Origin of the sequence: Pseudoalteromonas phenolica, assembly GCF_005886345.1 — a bacterium.
Classification (GTDB): Bacteria; Pseudomonadota; Gammaproteobacteria; order Enterobacterales; family Alteromonadaceae; genus Pseudoalteromonas; species Pseudoalteromonas phenolica_A.
The window spans coordinates 149,680-167,650 of the sequence record NZ_PNEC01000021.1; the positions used below are offsets into that span (position 1 = coordinate 149,680).

A 17,971-nucleotide genomic window follows, 5' to 3' on the forward strand; every position below is an offset into this window, starting at 1 on the left:
ATTAATTTATTTTTTATAAAAGAACAAAAAATTTACAAGTTATGTATTTATAGGAACAAACTTACAAAGCGCTTATCAAATATTTCGTGTTTCAATGAATATCTTAGTGGTATTATTCTTTCAAAATTTAATAAGGTGGCGTGATCATGGAAAAATACGAAGAGCTACTCGTCTCAATTAGAAAAGTCATACGTGCAATTGATTTACATTCCAAGCAATTGAACAAATCTTCTGGCCTTACAGGACCACAATTATTAATCATGCAAGAAATTGCTAGAGTAAAAGGGGTCACTGCAAGCTTGGTGGCTAAGCAGATCAATCTCAGTGCAGCAACGGTTACCAATATATTAGATAGACTTGAGAATAGAAACTTAATTCAACGGGTTCGAAGCTCCGAAGATAAACGCCGTGTAAGCCTATTCTTAACAGATGATGGCAAAGCCGCTTTAATTGATGCGCCGCAACCGTTACAAGAGCATTTCATACAGAAATTTTGTCAATTAGAAGAGTGGGAACAATCTTTGCTCCTTTCTTCTATGCAGCGCATTGCTTGTATGATGGATGCGACTGAGATTGATGCAGCGCCAGTACTTGAAATCGATCCAATGCATTTGAGCAGTCAAAAGCAAGGGACTGAATAGCCTTCGCAAAACTGGGCAGCTACTAGGTTGCTGCCCAATTTTATTGATTAACTATCTAATTTACAGAACCATAAGTTCATTGACTTAAATTCATCTTCGATCCGGTTATTATTCATTAACCGACCGCCATATTCATATTGTTGCTGTGCAAACACCTTGTTAATAGGTAAAGACGTTGCTAGGCATAAAGTATAAACATATCTTATATTTTGTTGCTGCAAAGCATACTTAACTCTATTCAACAGGGCTGATGCAATACCTTGATTTTGAAACTGTGACATTACACCTAAATCGTATACACGCGCGTTATTAGTGTCTTTATCTAATTCGACTCGCAAACACCCTACTAGGATCCCCATATAATCCGCACAATAGTATTGTATGCCTTGTTCAATACTTAGCTTGATAAAGTTTTCATTACTAATGGGTGACGAGTAGTTAGAATATACTTGCGCATAAAGCTTACTAAGTGCTCGAAGGTCTGTTTGATTGCACTTTCTAAATTGAACGGGTTCATTAAATTGTCCAGCATGCCAAACTCTTGCTTTAATCGCATCAGCAACAACCGCATCATATTGTGTAGCTAACTTGCTGCACTCTCGATTTTTATCGAGAAAATAAGAAATAAATACCGCATCCTCATTACCAAAGTAACCAGGTACTGTTGCTTCAATTTTGTAGCCTTTTTTTAAAAAAGAAAGTAACTGCGAGCCTTTTATTTTCGCAATAATTTTGCCGTACCCTTGTGAAAGGGCAACTTGAAGCAACACATCATGAAACGTATTAGGTGCCTTTATAGTCGCGTCAGTAACATAAATTCGGCTATTTAACTGACCGTGGCGGATTTGATTAAATTCAACAATTTCATCGCAGTCGTAATAACTGTTTGATACAGCTGACATTATCTCTCCAAAATAAGTTAATGCGAGAAAACACTTGCTAAATACAAACCATTATCGAAAATAGTTTGACTTGAAACTTTAAGATACACAAAAAATCACGCAAATCATTAAGATTATTTTTTTTCATTGTTTTATAAATCCACCCAAGGCAGATGTGACGAAAAGCGGATTTCAAATACTTTGTATTCGAAATATATTAACAATTATTAGAACTCGAATCAAATTACCGTTTGAGGAGAAAACTAGTTAGAATGGCTATATTTATAAGCTTATTTTACGTAGTTTTAAAAATATTACCTCAGAAGATAAATTCTTATTCCCTGATGCCAATCTGCGTGAAGATTGGATCAGTTTTATCAAAACTCTGGTGTACACACTTATAAAATTCTATGTCAGCAAAACAAATAGGTTCAAAGCAATTTAAAACGTATCAAATATTTTTTAATATCCTGCAAAGACTATCTTTGACAAGTGATGTTGCCGAAGCCAACTTCAAAAAATGTTCTACTCGGTTTAGCTCGGATGAATACATTGACAGCCTAGTCAATGTAAATGTGTAAAATGGCAGGCAGTAACATAATGTTTTAAAACTTAAACGGATCATGGGACGCTCTTTTTAAGGTATCTGTTCTAAATTAAGAAAGGTAATTGTTATGAAATAAAACTCGGTATTTGAAATACCTAGAATTGAACATCTCAAAAAAGGACTGATAATAATTCTGACGACAGTTTAGTTGTGAGTGAGTAGGTTTTGGAGGTCAGCGAACTGACCATACTGATGTTAGCGGTTCGAGAGAGACCACTTTGGGCTGTAGTTTACGATTTCAGAACATAAAGCGAAAACATAACCAACAGAAAGAATAGTGTAAAAACAGAAAAACTCTGTAAGGTTTTTATATGTATTCATGATTTCCTCTATATTTTGCTTATTCAGTTACTATACTAATCATTAGAACTCAAATCATCAAGTTTGTTTTTTGAACTTTTTGACCGAACAGAAGTTAAGCCTCCCTGTTAGAATTCTAAATATATGTTTTTAAATGATTTTTTATTAAAGTTTTATCTTTTAGGTATAACTTTTATTTTTATGTGGAGAATAATTAGATATGAAAGTAATTTTTCTAAAACGAAAATAAGTTGATTTCTGGTTAGTGACACTTGTAATGTTGCATTTTTTATTTCTAATTTGTTTTTATTTAATATATTTCGTAAAAGCTTAGGGTACTAACCTTTTTATTTTGGTTAATAGTAAAAGATGCGATAAAGCCATTTACCAAATAAGCTTCTTATCATTAGTCCATTTACTAGAAAAGCCCAAAAAATAATTAAATGTTACTAACCATACAAGTATGTATTTACACGTGAGATGACATACTTATATAGATTGCTACTAAACAACCAAATTAGCATTTACAGCCAGAAAAAAGCTACAAACACAAATTATTTTAACTATAAATTTAACTACTCAAACAAAAATAATTGAAAGTAAAAAAACACAAAACAAAGACCATTAAAAACAATAAGATAGGGAAATTAAATCATCTAAAAAAAAGTTCAGAATTCGTAATAAACTTGAAGAACTACTTAGAACTCTATAGAATTTATTTTAATTGAATGGTCAATTAATAAAAAGTTATGCCAAAAGTAGGAATGGAACCGATACGTCGCCAACAACTCATTGAAGCAACGTTAGAGTCGGTCGCAGAAGTGGGCTTACATGCCACGACCATAAACAGCATCAGTAAGAGAGCGGGCTTATCCTCAGGGATCATTAGCCATTACTTTGGGGGAAAACAGGGTCTCATCGAGGCCACTGTACGCTTTTTATTAAATAGTTTGAAAACCAGTTTGATCAGTAAAACTCAGCAACATTGCTCTGCTGAAGAGCGGTTAATGTTCATTGTTGAAGCTAACTTTTCAGTTATTCAACAACAAACCAGTAGCACAAAAACTTGGTTAAGTTTTTGGGCGCAATCAATGCACGATGAACAATTGCACCGATTACAAACCGTAAATGCAAAACGCTTATACAGTAACCTAGCCTTTTCTTTCAAAACGTTAATGCCAGAAAACGATGCCAAACGCGCGGCTAAATTAGCAGCGGGTACGATCGATGGCTTATGGCTAAGGGCTGTTTTAAGTAAGGCCTCCGAGCAAGAATTTAAGCAAGCTGAGCAGCTTGCAAAACATTATGTGTCTTCCCTCATTTCATCTTGTGGAGCTTAAAAATGACCACACCTGTTTATCAGAACTTTATCCATGGCCAATTTGTGCCAAACCAAAGCAAAGAAACTTTTGCAGTGAAAAACCCTGCAACTGACGAAGTGATTTACCATGTCGAAGTTGCAGATGAGTCAATTCAAGAAAAAGCCATTGCCAGTGCACGCGAAGGTTTTGCAGCTTGGTCAGCAATGGCTCCAATCGAAAGAAGTCGAATTCTAAATAAAGCAGTGTACTTATTACGTGAACGTAACGACGAGCTAGCAAAAATTGAAGTATTAGACACAGGAAAACCAATTCAAGAAGCGGACTGCGTCGACATTCAAACTGGCGCTGACGTGATTGAGTACTTTGCAGGTCTTGCACCAACACAAGTCGGTACACAACAACCCGTTGGTAACGACTTTTTCTATACCCGCAAAGAGCCTTTAGGTATTTGTGCAGGTATCGGCGCATGGAACTACCCGCTACAAATTGCCTGTTGGAAATCAGGCCCCGCTCTTGCTGCTGGTAATGTTTTAATCTTTAAACCATCAGAAGAAACACCTCTAGGTGCAATTAAGCTGGCTGAAGTCTTCATTGAAGCAGGCATGCCTGCAGGTGTATTCAACGTCGTGCAGGGTGCTGCAGAAGTCGGACAATGGCTGACAACACATCCTGAGATCGAAAAAGTATCGTTCACTGGCGAAGTTGGCACAGGTAAAAAAGTCATGCAGAGCGCAGCATCGAATTTAAAAGATGTGACCATGGAGCTTGGCGGCAAATCACCTTTAATCGTATTTGATGACGCCGATATCGCAGAAGCTGTAAGTGCGGCCATGTTGGGCAATTTTTATACTCAAGGCGAGATCTGTACTAACTGTACTCGTGTATATGTTCACAAATCGGTTTATACGCAATTTATTAAAGAGCTTAAAGCGCGCACTGAAGCAAATACTATCGCAGGAGATCCCCTTAATCCTAATGTTAATCTGGGCGCGCTTATTTCCAAAAAACACCAAGAGTTGGTGCTGGATTACATCGAAAAAGGCAAAGCCGAAGGTGCCACTTTACTAACTGGTGGCCATGCTTTATCGCCTGAATCTGCCCCTAATGGTTACTTCGTTGCACCAACTATTTTTACTGACTGTACTGACGACATGACCATTGTCAGAGAAGAGATCTTTGGCCCAGTTATGAGCGTGTTAGTTTTCGAAGATGAAGCTGATGTGATCACGCGCGCTAACAATACTGAGCTAGGGTTAGGCGCCGGTGTATTTAGTCAAAATATTCAACGCGCGCACCGTGTTATCCACCAGCTTAAGGCCGGTATTTGTTGGATAAATAGCTATGGCAACTCCCCTGCCGAAATGCCCGTTGGCGGTTACAAACAATCAGGTATTGGTCGCGAAAATGGCATCGAGACTTTAAATAGCTATACACAAACCAAGTCGGTTTATGTGGGTATGAGTCAAATCGAAAGCCCATTTTAGGAGTCTAATATGCAGTACGACTACATCATCGTCGGTGCAGGCTCTGCGGGCTGTGTGCTGGCAAATCGCCTTTCAGCGGATGCAAAAAACAAGGTGCTATTACTAGAAACAGGTGGCTCTGATAAAAGTATTTTTATCAAGATGCCTACTGCGCTGTCTATTCCAATGAATACTGACAAGTATGCATGGCAATTTCATACTGAAGCTGAACCTTATTTAGACAACCGAAAAATGCACTGCCCACGTGGCAAAGTATTAGGTGGGTCATCATCAATAAATGGCATGGTGTACGTTAGAGGGCACGCCAAAGACTTTGATGAATGGCAAGCGCACGGTGCACAAGGATGGGGTTACCAAGCCTGCTTGCCCTATTTCAAAAAAGCTGAGAGCTGGTACCAAGGCGAAAACACTTATCGTGGTGGTAGAGGTGAACTGGGCGTCAACAACGGTAATGAAATGAAAAACCCGCTTTATAGCACCTTTATTGATGCGGGCGCTCAAGCCGGATACCCAGTCACAAGGGACTACAATGGTGAGCAGCAAGAAGGCTTTGGCCCTATGCACATGACAGTAAAAGGCGGCGTGCGTAGCTCAACCTCTCGCGAGTATTTAGACCCAATTAAACATCGCAATAATTTAACTGTGGTCACAGGTGCCCTTGTCAGTAAGGTCTGTTTGCTCGATAAAAAAGCAACAGGCGTTGAATATCGTGTGAGTGATAAAGTATGCCAAGCGGATGCTAGTAAAGAAGTTATATTAAGCGCGGGCCCAATAGGCTCTCCTCATATTCTGCAATTATCTGGTATCGGTGAACGCAAAGCCTTAGAAAATGCGGGTATCGAAGTTAAGCATGAGTTGCCGGGAGTCGGTAAAAACTTACAAGATCACCTTGAGTTTTATTTCCAATACAAGTGTAAAAAGCCAATTACTTTAAACGGTAAACTTGGCTTGATTTCAAAGGGCTTGATTGGCACTGAATGGGTGTTTAATAAGTCAGGCCTTGGCGTCACTAATCATTTTGAATCTTGTGCTTTCATTCGCTCAAAAGCAGGTATTGAATGGCCTGATATTCAATATCACTTTTTACCAGCGGCGATCCGTTACGATGGTAAGTCTGCATTTGATGGCCATGGTTTCCAAGTGCATGTCGGGCATAACAAACCTAAGAGCCGAGGGAGTGTGACCATTCAGTCAAGTGACCCGCAGGTGCCGCCGAAAATTCAGTTTAATTACTTGCAACACCAAGACGACATTGAAGGCTTTAGAGCCTGTGTGCGCCTCACGCGAGAGATCATCTCTCAACCTGCCTTTGATGAGTATCGCGATGGCGAAATTCAACCTGGTGAACATATTCAAACCGATGAACAGATTGATGATTTTGTTCGACAAGCCGTTGAGAGTGCCTACCACCCTTCTTGTTCATGCAAGATGGGCGAAGATGAAATGGCCGTTGTGAACTCACAAACTCAAGTTCACGGTATTCAAGGCCTGCGAGTGGTGGACTCTTCCATTTTTCCAACTATTCCAAATGGCAATTTGAATGCACCGACTGTTATGGTCGCTGAAAAAGCCGCAGATATGATTTTAGGAAACGCACCATTAGCACCTATGAATGCCAAGGTGCATTTACATGAAGATTGGCGTAACAAGCAAAGATAAAAAGAATCACACAGGTGCACTTTATTGCTGCACCTTGTTCTCACTGTGAGCCGTTTAGGTTGAATGAGAGCAACGACATATAACAATCATAACGGGAGAAAATATGAGTTATTTCTACTTATTTTGGGAGTGTGACAATGACCTTATGGCTTAGTGCGGGCATTTTATTTACCCTACTTTCAATTGCTTTCATTATATATAAATGGGGCAACGTCGAAGTGGTCGGTGTGACACCGGTCAAAACCTTTACCTTTATTGCTATCTTGTTTACTTCAGGCCTAGATGTTGGCTTAGTGATGTTTCCACTCACTGAGTTTGCTGGTTATGCAGACATAAACGCAAGCCCAGAATATGGCTTCACAAACCCACTTGCTATCGAGTTTGGTTTTTGGGGTTTCCTGATCTGGGGATTCTACTTCCTTACCTGCTTTTATTTCTGTGTAATTGAACCTAAAGTAAAGTTCTTCGAGATCCCTCTAGTAAAACTTATTAATAACGTGGTGATCATCGGTACCTGTGCGTTTACTGCATATCTATTACTTTCAAACTTACCTTGGTATTTACCGAGTATGGGTGATGGCGAGTCGGTCATTCCAACTTTCTATCTCATTGTATTTGCAGCCATAGCGTTTGCTGTTTACTCAAGCACTGACATTAAATATGTGCGCTTTTTAAGTATCACTACCACTTGGGTATTCATTGGGTTAATTGCGTTAATGTGGGCCAATGCCTTCGTATTTGGTGACAGTGCGATTTCGGGTTACTTCAATAACTTTACTTTGATCGGCGACTATTTTGCCAACATGCATCAATTTGTATTGCCGATTAACGATTACCATGAGTTTTACTTATTCTGGTGGTTTGCTTGGAGCATCATGATCGGTCAATTTACTTCACGTTTCGTGGGCGGACTAAAGACCTATCAAGTACTTGCTGCGATGTTGGTATTCCCATCAATTCCAATTGCAGCTTGGTTCGCGGTGCTTTACCACTACCATGAAGCAGGCATTGCCACAGATGGTTTAGTGAATTTTGCTATGGTATTTGTTGGTATTGTATTTGTGATCAACTCACTCGACTCGCTTGTGCGTTTATATACAGATAATTTAGGACTCACAGTTCAAAAACTAGGCAAAGCAAAATACATTGCGCTAAACATCGCGGCACTGTCTCTGTTGACCCTACTATTCAAACTTAACTTTTTACAGATACAATGGGTTGGCGCCATTGTGATCGGCATTTTCTTCGCCTGTTTTGGTTACATCTTAGTGCAAAAGTACAAAGCCGTAGCCAATATTGAAGGTTCACCAAAAGAAAATGAAATCGACTATACAAAAATAGAAACAGTAAGCTAATTATGACAACAATGATTAAAACATCTCTTATTTCTCTCGCGCTATGCTCAAATTTGGCAATGGCAGATTGGAGTACAACCATTACTGGCGCATCTGATTATACTTTCAATGGTGTTAGCCAAACCGATAATGGCCCTGCTATTCAAGCGAGCCTTGATAAAGCATTCGATAATGGCGTATATGCTGGCTCTTGGGCATCGAATGTCGATTTTGGTACTGACACTAACTTAGAGTGGGATTTCTATTTAGGCCGCTACGCTGAATTAAACAGCCAATGGAGCATTGACTATGGTATCGCTTATTACACGTATCATGGTGACAGCGCTTCTAGTGACGGTAACTACCCTGAAGTATATGCCAAGTTCGGTTTTAACAATGAGCTAGGTAATACCGAGTTTAACTTCTGGTATAGCTGGGATTATTTCGGAACAGATGCAGGCCATACGATAGCGATGGTGGCACACACCGTCGAGCTTGCGCCGAACCACAACCTAAGGGCCAGTTTTGATATCTCAAATTCATTAGATGGTGATAAATATAGTTGGCAAGCAACTGGCAAATCTTACCATCACTATCGTCTAGCTTATCAGACAAGCTACGAAGGTTTTAATATTGAAGTGGCCGCTGAAAATACCAACCTAGATTGGGATACAGCAGATGAACGTATCGTACTTTCAGTAGCAAGAACATTCTCTTTATAAGAGAATTAAATAACTAAAAGGGCGACATAATGTCACCCTTTTTAAGTTCTAAAATATGCACTCAACGCATATTTTCAGTCATAACTAATACGCTTACGAAACAGGTCCTTCATCACGTAAAATGTGCAAAAAGTGCATGTGCTTTTGATATTGATTAATCACATCATTGATCACAGCGCTTTCAGACCAGCCCATAATGTCATAATCCTGACCACCTTCAAGTAGATGAACTTCTGCACGGTAATAACTCTCAAAGCCTTCTTCTTGATCATGACTAAAGCTTGGTTGCACGTGTTCTTTTTTATACACACCATAAATAAAGTCATGCTCTTCACCGTGGTTCACGACGAGAGAAATACTCTTTTCTGAAGTTTTAATTTCTACCTCAATATCATTTAGTTCAAACTGTGCTTTTAACGCTTTGAACGCACGTTTCACTTCTTTATTTAAAAACTGATTGATGTCTTTTTTATCTGGCGTTGAGACTATGTTATTCAGTTTTTCTTTCCAATCTGCGGTTTCTTCTCCACTCATATTTATCACAGCATGATGCTGCAAGCTCTCACGCTTTGCGCTTTCTACTTCAAGGGCTTTCACTAACCCAAAACATGAAAACAGAAGCACAAGTGAGAATGGCAAAGCACTGGCAATCGTCATAGTTTGCAGGGCTTCTAGACCACCTACTAAACTGAGCACAGCTGCAACAACACCAACACTTATTGCCCAGAATAGACGCTGCCAAACTGGTGTATCATTCTCACCATTTGAACACAGCATATCGATTACCATAGCGCCTGAATCACAAGATGTGACAAAGAAAATCACAATCATGGCCACCGACAAAAGCGTTAATATTGTTGACCAAGGGAATTGTTCTAAGAACACAAATAAAGCCACAGCAGAGTTTTCGCTCACCATATTTGCAATTTGCTGAGCCCCCTGCTCAACCACCATGTAAATTGCACTATTTCCGAAAACAGTCATCCAAAGCAGTGTAAATGCCGTTGGCACCACCATCACGCCTAATACGAATTCCCTAATGGTTCTGCCTTTTGAAATACGTGCAATAAATAAACCGACAAAAGGTGCCCAAGCTAACCACCAACCCCAATAGAAAATGGTCCAACCGCCAATCCAACTTTTCTTTTCATAAGCAAATAAGTTGAATGTATTCGAGACAATTTCTGAGAGATAAGCGCCAACGTTTTGCACATAGGCTTGAAGTAAGAATACGCTAGGACCTAGTATGAAGATAAATGCAAGCAACGCTATCGCCAATAGCATATTGGCTTCTGAAAGCATTTTAATGCCTTTATCTAATCCTGTTGCCACCGACACTGACGCCAATGCAGTGATGACCACCATGATAATGACTTGATTTGTTTGGCTGACGTCAAATTCAAGTAAATAATTAAGTCCGGCATTTACCTGACTTGCACCTAAACCCAATGAAGTCGCCACACCGAAAACCGTACTCACAACCGCAAAAATATCGACTAAGTGACCTTGCCAGCCATAAATTTTATCGCCAATGATTGGATGAAGCGCAGAGCGTAATGTTAAAGGTAGCTTATGACGATAGCTAAAATAAGCCAATACCAAAGCAACGATGGCGTAAATGGCCCAAGCATGAAAACCCCAATGGAAAAAGGTAATTTTCATGGCTTCTTTGATGGCTTCTAAAGAGCCCTGCTCTGCCGTTGGCGGAGACAAATAGTGCATAATAGGTTCTGCCACGCCAAAAAACATCAAGCCTATTCCCATGCCTGCTGCAAAGAGCATAGAGATCCAAGTACCTAATGAGTAATCAGGAGTCGCATGATCAGGCCCAAGCTTAACAGAACCAAATCGCGACAAGCTTAAATACAATACAAAGCCCAAAATAATGGCAACGGTAAGTACATAGAACCAACTGCCATTTATCGTGATAGCATTTTGAATATCTGCAAATAATGACTTTGCCATATTCGGCGCAGAAACTGTGGCTAACACCATTAGAAGGATCACGATAGAGGCGGGGTAAAACACCGCTTTGTTGAATTTTGCTTGTTGTCCGAGCATGGAAGACCTTTTTGTCAAGAATAGCTTTCATCTATAAATAAAAATACCAATCTAATTTGCACGATTTAAATCAAGAAAATATAAGGTTAGATAAAAGCTTCATGAATAATTAATTTCATCCCTAATTAATTATAAGAAGTTTTCGTACAAAAGTAATCTCGGTTCTAAGTAAAAGCTCTACAGGAAAAGTGTTGCATAAAAAAGCACTTAACTAAGTAAGTGCTTTTGAAAGTGATTTGATATTAAGCTGAAGCTTATTCAGGCTCATAGCCAAGGTTTGGTGACAACCAGCGCTCTGCCTCTTCAAGACTCATGTTGGTTCGCTTGGCGTAGTCTTCAACCTGATCCTTTTGGATTTGCGCCACCGCATAATATTTTGAATCAGGGTGAGAGAAATACCACCCCGATACGGCAGCACCCGGCCACATTGCATATGAGCTAGTTAGCTGCATACCGATGCGATCTTCAGTTTGCAGTAACGACCAGATCTTTTTCTTCTCTGTGTGCTCAGGGCATGCAGGATAACCTGGAGCAGGACGAATACCTTGATAGTTTTCGCGAATAAGCTCTTCATTACTGAGGTTTTCATCAGCTGCATAACCCCAGTACTCTTTACGAACTTGCTCATGAAGATATTCAGCAAACGCTTCGGCTAAACGGTCAGCAACCGCCTTAACCATGATCTTGTTGTAGTCATCTTGCTGTGCATCGAACGCTTCAGCTAAGTCGTCTTCTTCTAGGCCGCCAGTTACAGCAAATGCACCAAAGTAGTCAGGTGTGCCTTTCGGCGCGACATAATCAGCTAAACAGTAATTTGGAAAATCAGTTTTCTCCGTTTGCTGACGTAAGTGACAACTTAACTCTAATACTTCAGAACGAGTTTCATCTGTGTAGATTTCAATGTCATCACCTACACGATTCGCTGGGAATAAGCCAATCACACCAAGTGGTTTCAGCGCTTGTGTTTTTTCAAACTCATCAAGCATGGCATTGGCATCGTGATAAAGCTTTTTCGCCTCTTCACCGACAATTTCGTCATCGAGAATACGAGGGAATTTACCAGCCAATGACCAAGTCATGAAGTAAGGCGTCCAGTCGATATATTCGCGTAATGTTGTGATGCTTACATCTCTAAACTCTGTAACACCGAGCTTTTTCGGAACAGGTGGCATGTAGCTATCCCAATCAAGCTTTGCGGCATTATCACGGGCACGTTGGATAGTTACAGGTTTACTACGTGGCTTTTTGCGTGCTTGTTGCTCACGCACTTTTTCGTATTCGGCTGTGGTTTTTGCTAAAAATTCCGGTTTTTGTGTTTTGCTCAATAGACTGGATACCACACCTACCGCACGGCTGGCATTGTTTACATACACTACACCTTTGTCGTATTGAGGCTCAATTTTAACCGCAGTATGAGCTTTAGAAGTGGTAGCACCACCAATTAATAATGGAATATCAAAACCACGACGCGTCATTTCTTTCGCAACATGAACCATTTCATCGAGCGATGGCGTAATAAGGCCCGATAGACCAATGGCATCGGCTTTTTCATCAATGGCAGTTTGCAAAATTTTCTCAGCTGGTACCATCACGCCTAAATCAACCACTTCATAGTTATTACATTGCAGTACTACGCCCACAATGTTTTTACCGATGTCGTGTACGTCGCCTTTAACCGTTGCCATGATGATTTTACCATTGGTGGCGCCCTCTTCTTTCTCCGCTTCGATATAAGGATCAAGGTAAGCAACCGCACGTTTCATTACACGGGCTGATTTTACAACCTGAGGCAAGAACATTTTACCGGCACCGAACAAGTCACCCACTACGTTCATGCCATCCATTAACGGGCCTTCAATCACTTGAATTGGTTTGTCCATTGAAGCGCGACACTCTTCGGTATCTTCTTCAATATATTCGGTTATGCCTTTAACAAGTGCGTGCTCTAAACGCTTTTCGACTGACCAAGTTCGCCACTCTAAATCTTCCACTTTTTCAGCTTGTGCCAAGCCAGAATATTTAGGTGCCAACTCAACCAGTCGCTCACCTGCGCCAGGATCGGTATTTAATACAACATCTTCTACGGCTTTTCTCAGCTCAAGGGGAATATCATCATAAACTGCAAGCTGACCAGCATTCACAATGCCCATGTCCATGCCAGCTTGAATGGCGTGGTATAAGAACACTGAGTGAATGGCTTCACGTACTGGGTTATTGCCACGGAACGAGAAAGATACGTTCGATACACCGCCCGACACTTTACAGTGCGGCAAGTTTTGCTTAATGCGACGTGTGCCTTCGATAAAGTCGACCGCGTAGTTATCATGCTCTTCAATACCTGTTGCTACCGCAAAGATATTCGGGTCAAAGATGATGTCTTCGGGTGGGAAGCCTAGTTGGTCCACCAAAATACGGTAAGAACGTTCACAAATTTCGAATTTGCGGTCGGCTGTTTCGGCTTGACCTGTTTCATCAAATGCCATGACAACGGCTGCAGCGCCGAATCGCTTGATGATTTTAGCCTGACGGATAAACGGCTCTTCACCTTCTTTCAGTGAAATCGAGTTAACGATCGCCTTACCTTGAATACATTTTAGGCCCGCTTCAATGACTTCCCATTTAGACGAGTCAACCATGATAGGGACGCGAGAAATGTCTGGTTCAGAAGCAATCAGATTTAAGAATTTGGTCATCGCCGCTTTCGAGTCTAACATGGCTTCATCCATGTTGATGTCGATAACTTGTGCGCCGCTCTCTACTTGCTCACGCGCAACATCAAGGGCTGTTTCGTAATCTTCTTCTAAAATTAGGCGTTTGAATTTTGCAGAACCAGTAACATTGGTACGCTCACCAACGTTGGTAAAAATTGCGGTATTTTGTTGCGTCATCTGATACTTCCTAATTCAAGTTACACGCTTCAAGGCCCGCTAAGCGCATACGCACATCTAGCTCAGGCAGAGATCTTGGTTTAATTTGCGCAAGGCCATTAGCAAATGCCTTAATATGTTCAGGTGTTGTACCACAACAGCCACCGACGATATTGATGAAGCCTTCTTTGCCCCAGTCGATTATTTCTACTGACATTTCATCGGCTTCTAGGTCGTACTCACCAAATTCATTCGGTAAACCCGCATTAGGATGCACTGAAGTAAAGGTTTCACACACGCGCGACAGCTCTTCAACATAAGGACGTAATAAGTCTGGGCCTAAAGCACAGTTCAAACCAATTGAAATAGGTTTAATGTGGCGAATTGAATTATAGAAAGCTTCTGTTGTTTGGCCTGATAGTGTGCGACCAGAAGCATCGGTAATAGTACCTGAGATCATCACTGGCAGTGTAATATCTGCTTGTTCAAACGCTTCTTCTACAGCAAATGATGCAGCTTTAGCATTTAAAGTATCGAAAATCGTCTCAATCAAAATTAAATCTGCACCACCTTCAATCAAAGCAAGCGTAGACTCAATATACGCCTCAACCAATGCATCAAAGGTAATATTACGATAACCAGGGTCGTTCACATCTGGTGAGATTGAACACGTTTTAGATGTTGGACCTAGTACACCTGCAACATAGCGCGGTTTGTGCGGCTCTTGTTCAGTGAACTCATCACAAATTTTACGTGCTAATTTAGCCGACTCAAGGTTGATTTCACGACTCAAACTACCCATTTCGTAATCTTCCATCGAAATGGTAGTCGCATTAAAGGTGTTTGTTTCAATAATGTCAGCACCTGCAGCTAGATATTTACGATGAATATCTGCAATGACATCAGGTTGAGTTAGGCTTAATAAATCGTTATTGCCTTTCACTAACACATGCCAATCTTTAAAGCGCTCGCCGCGATAATCTTCTTCTTCAAATTTATATTCTTGGATCATGGTACCCATGGCGCCATCTAAAATAAGAATACGTTGTTTTAAAGCCTCTTTTAAGGCTGCACTTTTATTCGGCATAGTTGTTAGTCCTTACATCTTGGCTAACTAGGTTAATATCGTATGGGGTTGTTTGGTAAACGTAATAATTCAGCCAATTTGAGAATAACAAAAAGGCATGACTTTGCCATGTTTTACTCGGCTTTTGTTCAGCATCGTTATTCGGAAAGTACCCTTCTGGCTTAGGCGCATCCGGGCTTTTGGCTAGGTCGCGTAAATATTCTTTTTGCAAAGTATCAGCATCATATTCAGGGTGGCCTGTTAAAAAAACCTGACTTCCCGACTGGTTTTTAATTAAATACGCACCGACCTTTTCAGAGCCAGCTAACACCGCAAGTTCAGGCGTATTTTGTATTTTAGCTAGTTCAATGTGACCATAGCGAGAATGCGGTACTAAAAACTCATCGTCAAAACCACGAGTTAGCGCACCATGCTCAAACAAACAACGGTGCTTAAATACGCCACATAGTTTATCGTCACGCAGTTCACGCTTTAAACCATAATGATGGTACAAGCCCGCATGAGCTGCCCAACAAGAGAATAATGTTGAGGTCACATGGTTTTCAGCCCAATCAAATAACTCTTTGAGTTCTTGCCAGTAAATGACATCGTCATATTCCAGATGAGCCAGCGGTGCACCTGTGATAATCATGGCATCGTAGTTTTCATCTTTTACATCAGAAAAGTAGCGATAGAACATATCTAAGTGTTGCTCAGAATTTTCTGAACTACGGTGCGTATCTAATCGTAATAAATCGACGTTAACCTGAAGCGGGGTATTCGCAAGCAAACGAATAAACTGCACTTCGGTTTCAACTTTGTTGGGCATGAGGTTGAGAATTGCCAAGCGCATAGGACGGATCTCCTGCGTTCTTGCACGTGATTTCGGCATCACGAAGACATTTTCATGTCTGAGTGTGGCAATAGCAGGTAACTCATCTTTTACGGTGATCGGCATACAATTTCCCCCAACTTAATTTATGGCTGTCATTATGAACGTAAAGCCGAAAAATTCAACCTCTAGATGTTTAGATGTCTAAAATAAAGACTGCTTTTAGGGTTTAAAGGTACACAGAAAATTTAATGAGAAATACTTTAGAAGCTAAGAAAAAACGCATACAAAAAATATTCTCTAAAATAAATAGTTGAAGATTAAGATTTATTTTTTAAAATCTGCATGCCCTAAATCAGAAGGGGCACATCAACCTCCTCTTTTAAATAGTAAAAAAACAGGTCGATGGCTTTGGTTGAGAAGAAAGTAGATTCTGGAAGTAAAATATCTAGCTGTTAAGACTTTCACACGTTACATGTGAAATAAAACCTAAGCCATTTATAGTGTGCGTGACGGTTTCAACAAACCAGGACCCATTTACTGGTGGCTTGTCACCTTCGAATTTGATGACGGTTCCTGCTTTTATATTCGCATCTCCCCATACAACCAAGGATAAAACTTGATGTGTCCGTTTAAATTGTTGCAACTTTCCTCTTGCAGCCTGTTCAGCATTAAATTCATCGCTGTAAATATAGGGAAGTTGATAACTCGGCTCGCCACTACCTTGTTTGAATGTATTTTGTTCAGCTAACTCGAAATCATAATACCTAGCTTCAACTGTTCTAATGATTTGACTGTTATGTTGTTTAAAACGCCAATCAACAATTTGAGAAGGAGAAATTATTGAAGCTTTCGCAGATTTTCCTGAGAGCGTTTTACCAGTTCCCTTAGGTATAAATAATAGTTTGTCTTCAATGACCTTCATAAAAGCATCATACTGATTTGCCAATCGAGTTAGTAACTGCATATCACTTTCACTTTGCTCAATGTGTGGTAAAACCGTTTGCCCTAAACTTTCGTCCACTGCTGCATTCAGACTATTTTTATCGGCAATAGCATTGACTAGATCCCTTAGTAACAATGGATTTTCATTACTACTTTCCCATGTAAATGCCTTTGGTGATTTAAACCCCTCATGCCAATTTAACTTGTTACCGTAAATATCAAGAGATCTAATTGGCCCTTTAACTTGAAACTCCCCTACTACATATTTTCCAAGTCCAATCAACTTCGCATCCGCATCCTCAGTACCAGACTTGTAGCCCATTGCGATTTCTATCGTATCGGTTTCTTTTGGTAGCTTAATTTGCGCCGAGGGTAAATTATCAAACTTAACATGACAGGTATCGCTAACGAGACCACATCGCTGAGTCACTGAGACTTCTACAAGGCGATCTCGTAATTTTTTAGCAATTTCATTTCCTGAAGTTTTTACTGAATAAAATGGCTGAAAATGCTTCATAAACTAATCCCAAATATTAATTTCGTTAATCACCTCTTTTACTGGCATGTCTGGCAAATATATTCGAATATTCTCAGGGTAAATTGCACCTAGTTCTGCCAAACCATAGTTATTATCCAGCACCATTTCCACAGCACCTGACATCACACCATAATGTTTATAACAAATAAGGTCTAAGCAATCCCCGTCTCGCGTAATGTAATAGACACCAGCCATACTTATTTACCCTCACTTCCATCATAACGCTTAAGCCGCATTGTGAATTGAATTTCTCTTGGGATGCCATCGTTCAGAAATAAAGTCCGTGTTTCATTTATTGACTCAATCACAAAATCTCCTATTACCCGACCTACATTCGGGCTTGATTTACCCTTGTCTTCTACATAAGCCAACTTCAAAGGCTGCCCTTTGACGGCTTCTGCTCTCATCTTATCCAACTGATGTAAGCCATCTCTGACCAGCTGGGGGTAAATCGTTCCCTCTAGCTCCATTGTCTGGTCGCCAATACCGATAAATTGCATAACAGGGCTGTTTTTATCTGTTGCCGTATCATGAGATTTCCATCGATAAGTGGTGTTATAGCTTAATTTATCAAATGCAGCCGAACTCACAGAAAACTCAAACCCTCCTAGCATCATCATGTAATTAGATTGTCTGACTTTTTCCATTAAAACCTCTTAAATATAATTCAGCCTTTCTGACGATAGAATGGCTTTAGTGATATAAATCATGC

At 40.3% G+C, this 17,971-nt stretch carries 14 protein-coding genes; 6 read left to right on the forward strand and 8 right to left on the reverse strand.

Annotated features, from left to right (window positions below):
• Window positions 1–146: 146 nt before the first annotated feature.
• Window positions 147–641, forward strand: coding sequence for a MarR family winged helix-turn-helix transcriptional regulator (locus CWB72_RS10340; protein WP_130255412.1), 495 nt, complete (start codon window positions 147–149; stop codon window positions 639–641).
• A 47-nt stretch (window positions 642–688) separates the two neighbouring features.
• Here CWB72_RS10340 and ablB read toward each other — a convergent pair whose 3' ends face one another.
• Window positions 689–1,543, reverse strand: a complete 855-nt coding sequence (ablB, locus tag CWB72_RS10345) for a putative beta-lysine N-acetyltransferase (protein WP_138631150.1) — start codon at window positions 1,541–1,543, stop codon at window positions 689–691.
• A 1,635-nt stretch (window positions 1,544–3,178) separates the two neighbouring features.
• Here ablB and betI point away from each other — a divergent pair.
• From betI to CWB72_RS10370, 5 genes are all read left to right on the forward strand, one after another.
• Window positions 3,179–3,769, forward strand: a complete 591-nt coding sequence (gene betI / locus CWB72_RS10350) for a transcriptional regulator BetI (protein ID WP_138631151.1) — start codon at window positions 3,179–3,181, stop codon at window positions 3,767–3,769.
• Window positions 3,770–3,771: 2 nt separating this feature from the next.
• Window positions 3,772–5,235: a betaine-aldehyde dehydrogenase gene (betB, locus tag CWB72_RS10355; protein WP_138631153.1), complete on the forward strand. Its 1,464-nt coding sequence runs from the start codon at window positions 3,772–3,774 to the stop codon at window positions 5,233–5,235.
• 9 nt (window positions 5,236–5,244) lie between these two features.
• The gene (gene betA, locus CWB72_RS10360) at window positions 5,245–6,894 is read left to right on the forward strand and encodes a choline dehydrogenase (RefSeq protein WP_138631155.1); all 1,650 of its coding nucleotides are present in this window, start codon (window positions 5,245–5,247) and stop codon (window positions 6,892–6,894) included.
• 137 nt (window positions 6,895–7,031) lie between these two features.
• Complete coding sequence (locus tag CWB72_RS10365; protein ID WP_138631157.1) at window positions 7,032–8,249, forward strand: BCCT family transporter; 1,218 nt, start codon at window positions 7,032–7,034, stop codon at window positions 8,247–8,249.
• 2 nt (window positions 8,250–8,251) lie between these two features.
• The gene (locus tag CWB72_RS10370) at window positions 8,252–8,950 is read left to right on the forward strand and encodes a TorF family putative porin (RefSeq protein WP_138631159.1); all 699 of its coding nucleotides are present in this window, start codon (window positions 8,252–8,254) and stop codon (window positions 8,948–8,950) included.
• A gap of 93 nt (window positions 8,951–9,043) precedes the next feature.
• Here the strand turns inward: CWB72_RS10370 and CWB72_RS10375 are convergent, their stop codons facing one another.
• The 7 genes from CWB72_RS10375 to CWB72_RS10405 all read right to left on the reverse strand — a co-directional run bounded on the left by CWB72_RS10375 (window position 9,044) and on the right by CWB72_RS10405 (window position 17,906).
• Window positions 9,044–11,011, reverse strand: a complete 1,968-nt coding sequence (locus tag CWB72_RS10375; RefSeq protein ID WP_138631161.1) for a BCCT family transporter — start codon at window positions 11,009–11,011, stop codon at window positions 9,044–9,046.
• 254 nt (window positions 11,012–11,265) lie between these two features.
• A complete protein-coding gene (gene metH / locus CWB72_RS10380) occupies window positions 11,266–13,899 on the reverse strand; it encodes a methionine synthase (protein WP_138631163.1) in 2,634 nt (877 codons plus the stop codon).
• A gap of 10 nt (window positions 13,900–13,909) precedes the next feature.
• Complete coding sequence (locus CWB72_RS10385; protein WP_138631165.1) at window positions 13,910–14,965, reverse strand: homocysteine S-methyltransferase family protein; 1,056 nt, start codon at window positions 14,963–14,965, stop codon at window positions 13,910–13,912.
• Window positions 14,955–15,902 carry a homoserine O-succinyltransferase gene (locus CWB72_RS10390; RefSeq protein WP_138631167.1) on the reverse strand — a complete coding sequence of 316 codons (948 nt, stop codon included), beginning with the start codon at window positions 15,900–15,902 and terminating at the stop codon, window positions 14,955–14,957. The genes CWB72_RS10385 and CWB72_RS10390 overlap by 11 nt, the downstream gene beginning before the upstream one ends.
• Before the next feature lie 322 nt (window positions 15,903–16,224).
• A complete protein-coding gene (locus CWB72_RS10395) occupies window positions 16,225–17,238 on the reverse strand; it encodes a phage late control D family protein (protein WP_138631169.1) in 1,014 nt (337 codons plus the stop codon).
• A 3-nt stretch (window positions 17,239–17,241) separates the two neighbouring features.
• Window positions 17,242–17,454, reverse strand: coding sequence for a tail protein X (locus CWB72_RS10400; RefSeq protein WP_138631171.1), 213 nt, complete (start codon window positions 17,452–17,454; stop codon window positions 17,242–17,244).
• Between the two features lie 2 nt (window positions 17,455–17,456).
• Window positions 17,457–17,906: a phage tail protein gene (locus tag CWB72_RS10405; RefSeq protein ID WP_138631173.1), complete on the reverse strand. Its 450-nt coding sequence runs from the start codon at window positions 17,904–17,906 to the stop codon at window positions 17,457–17,459.
• Between the last annotated feature and the right edge of the window lie 65 nt (window positions 17,907–17,971).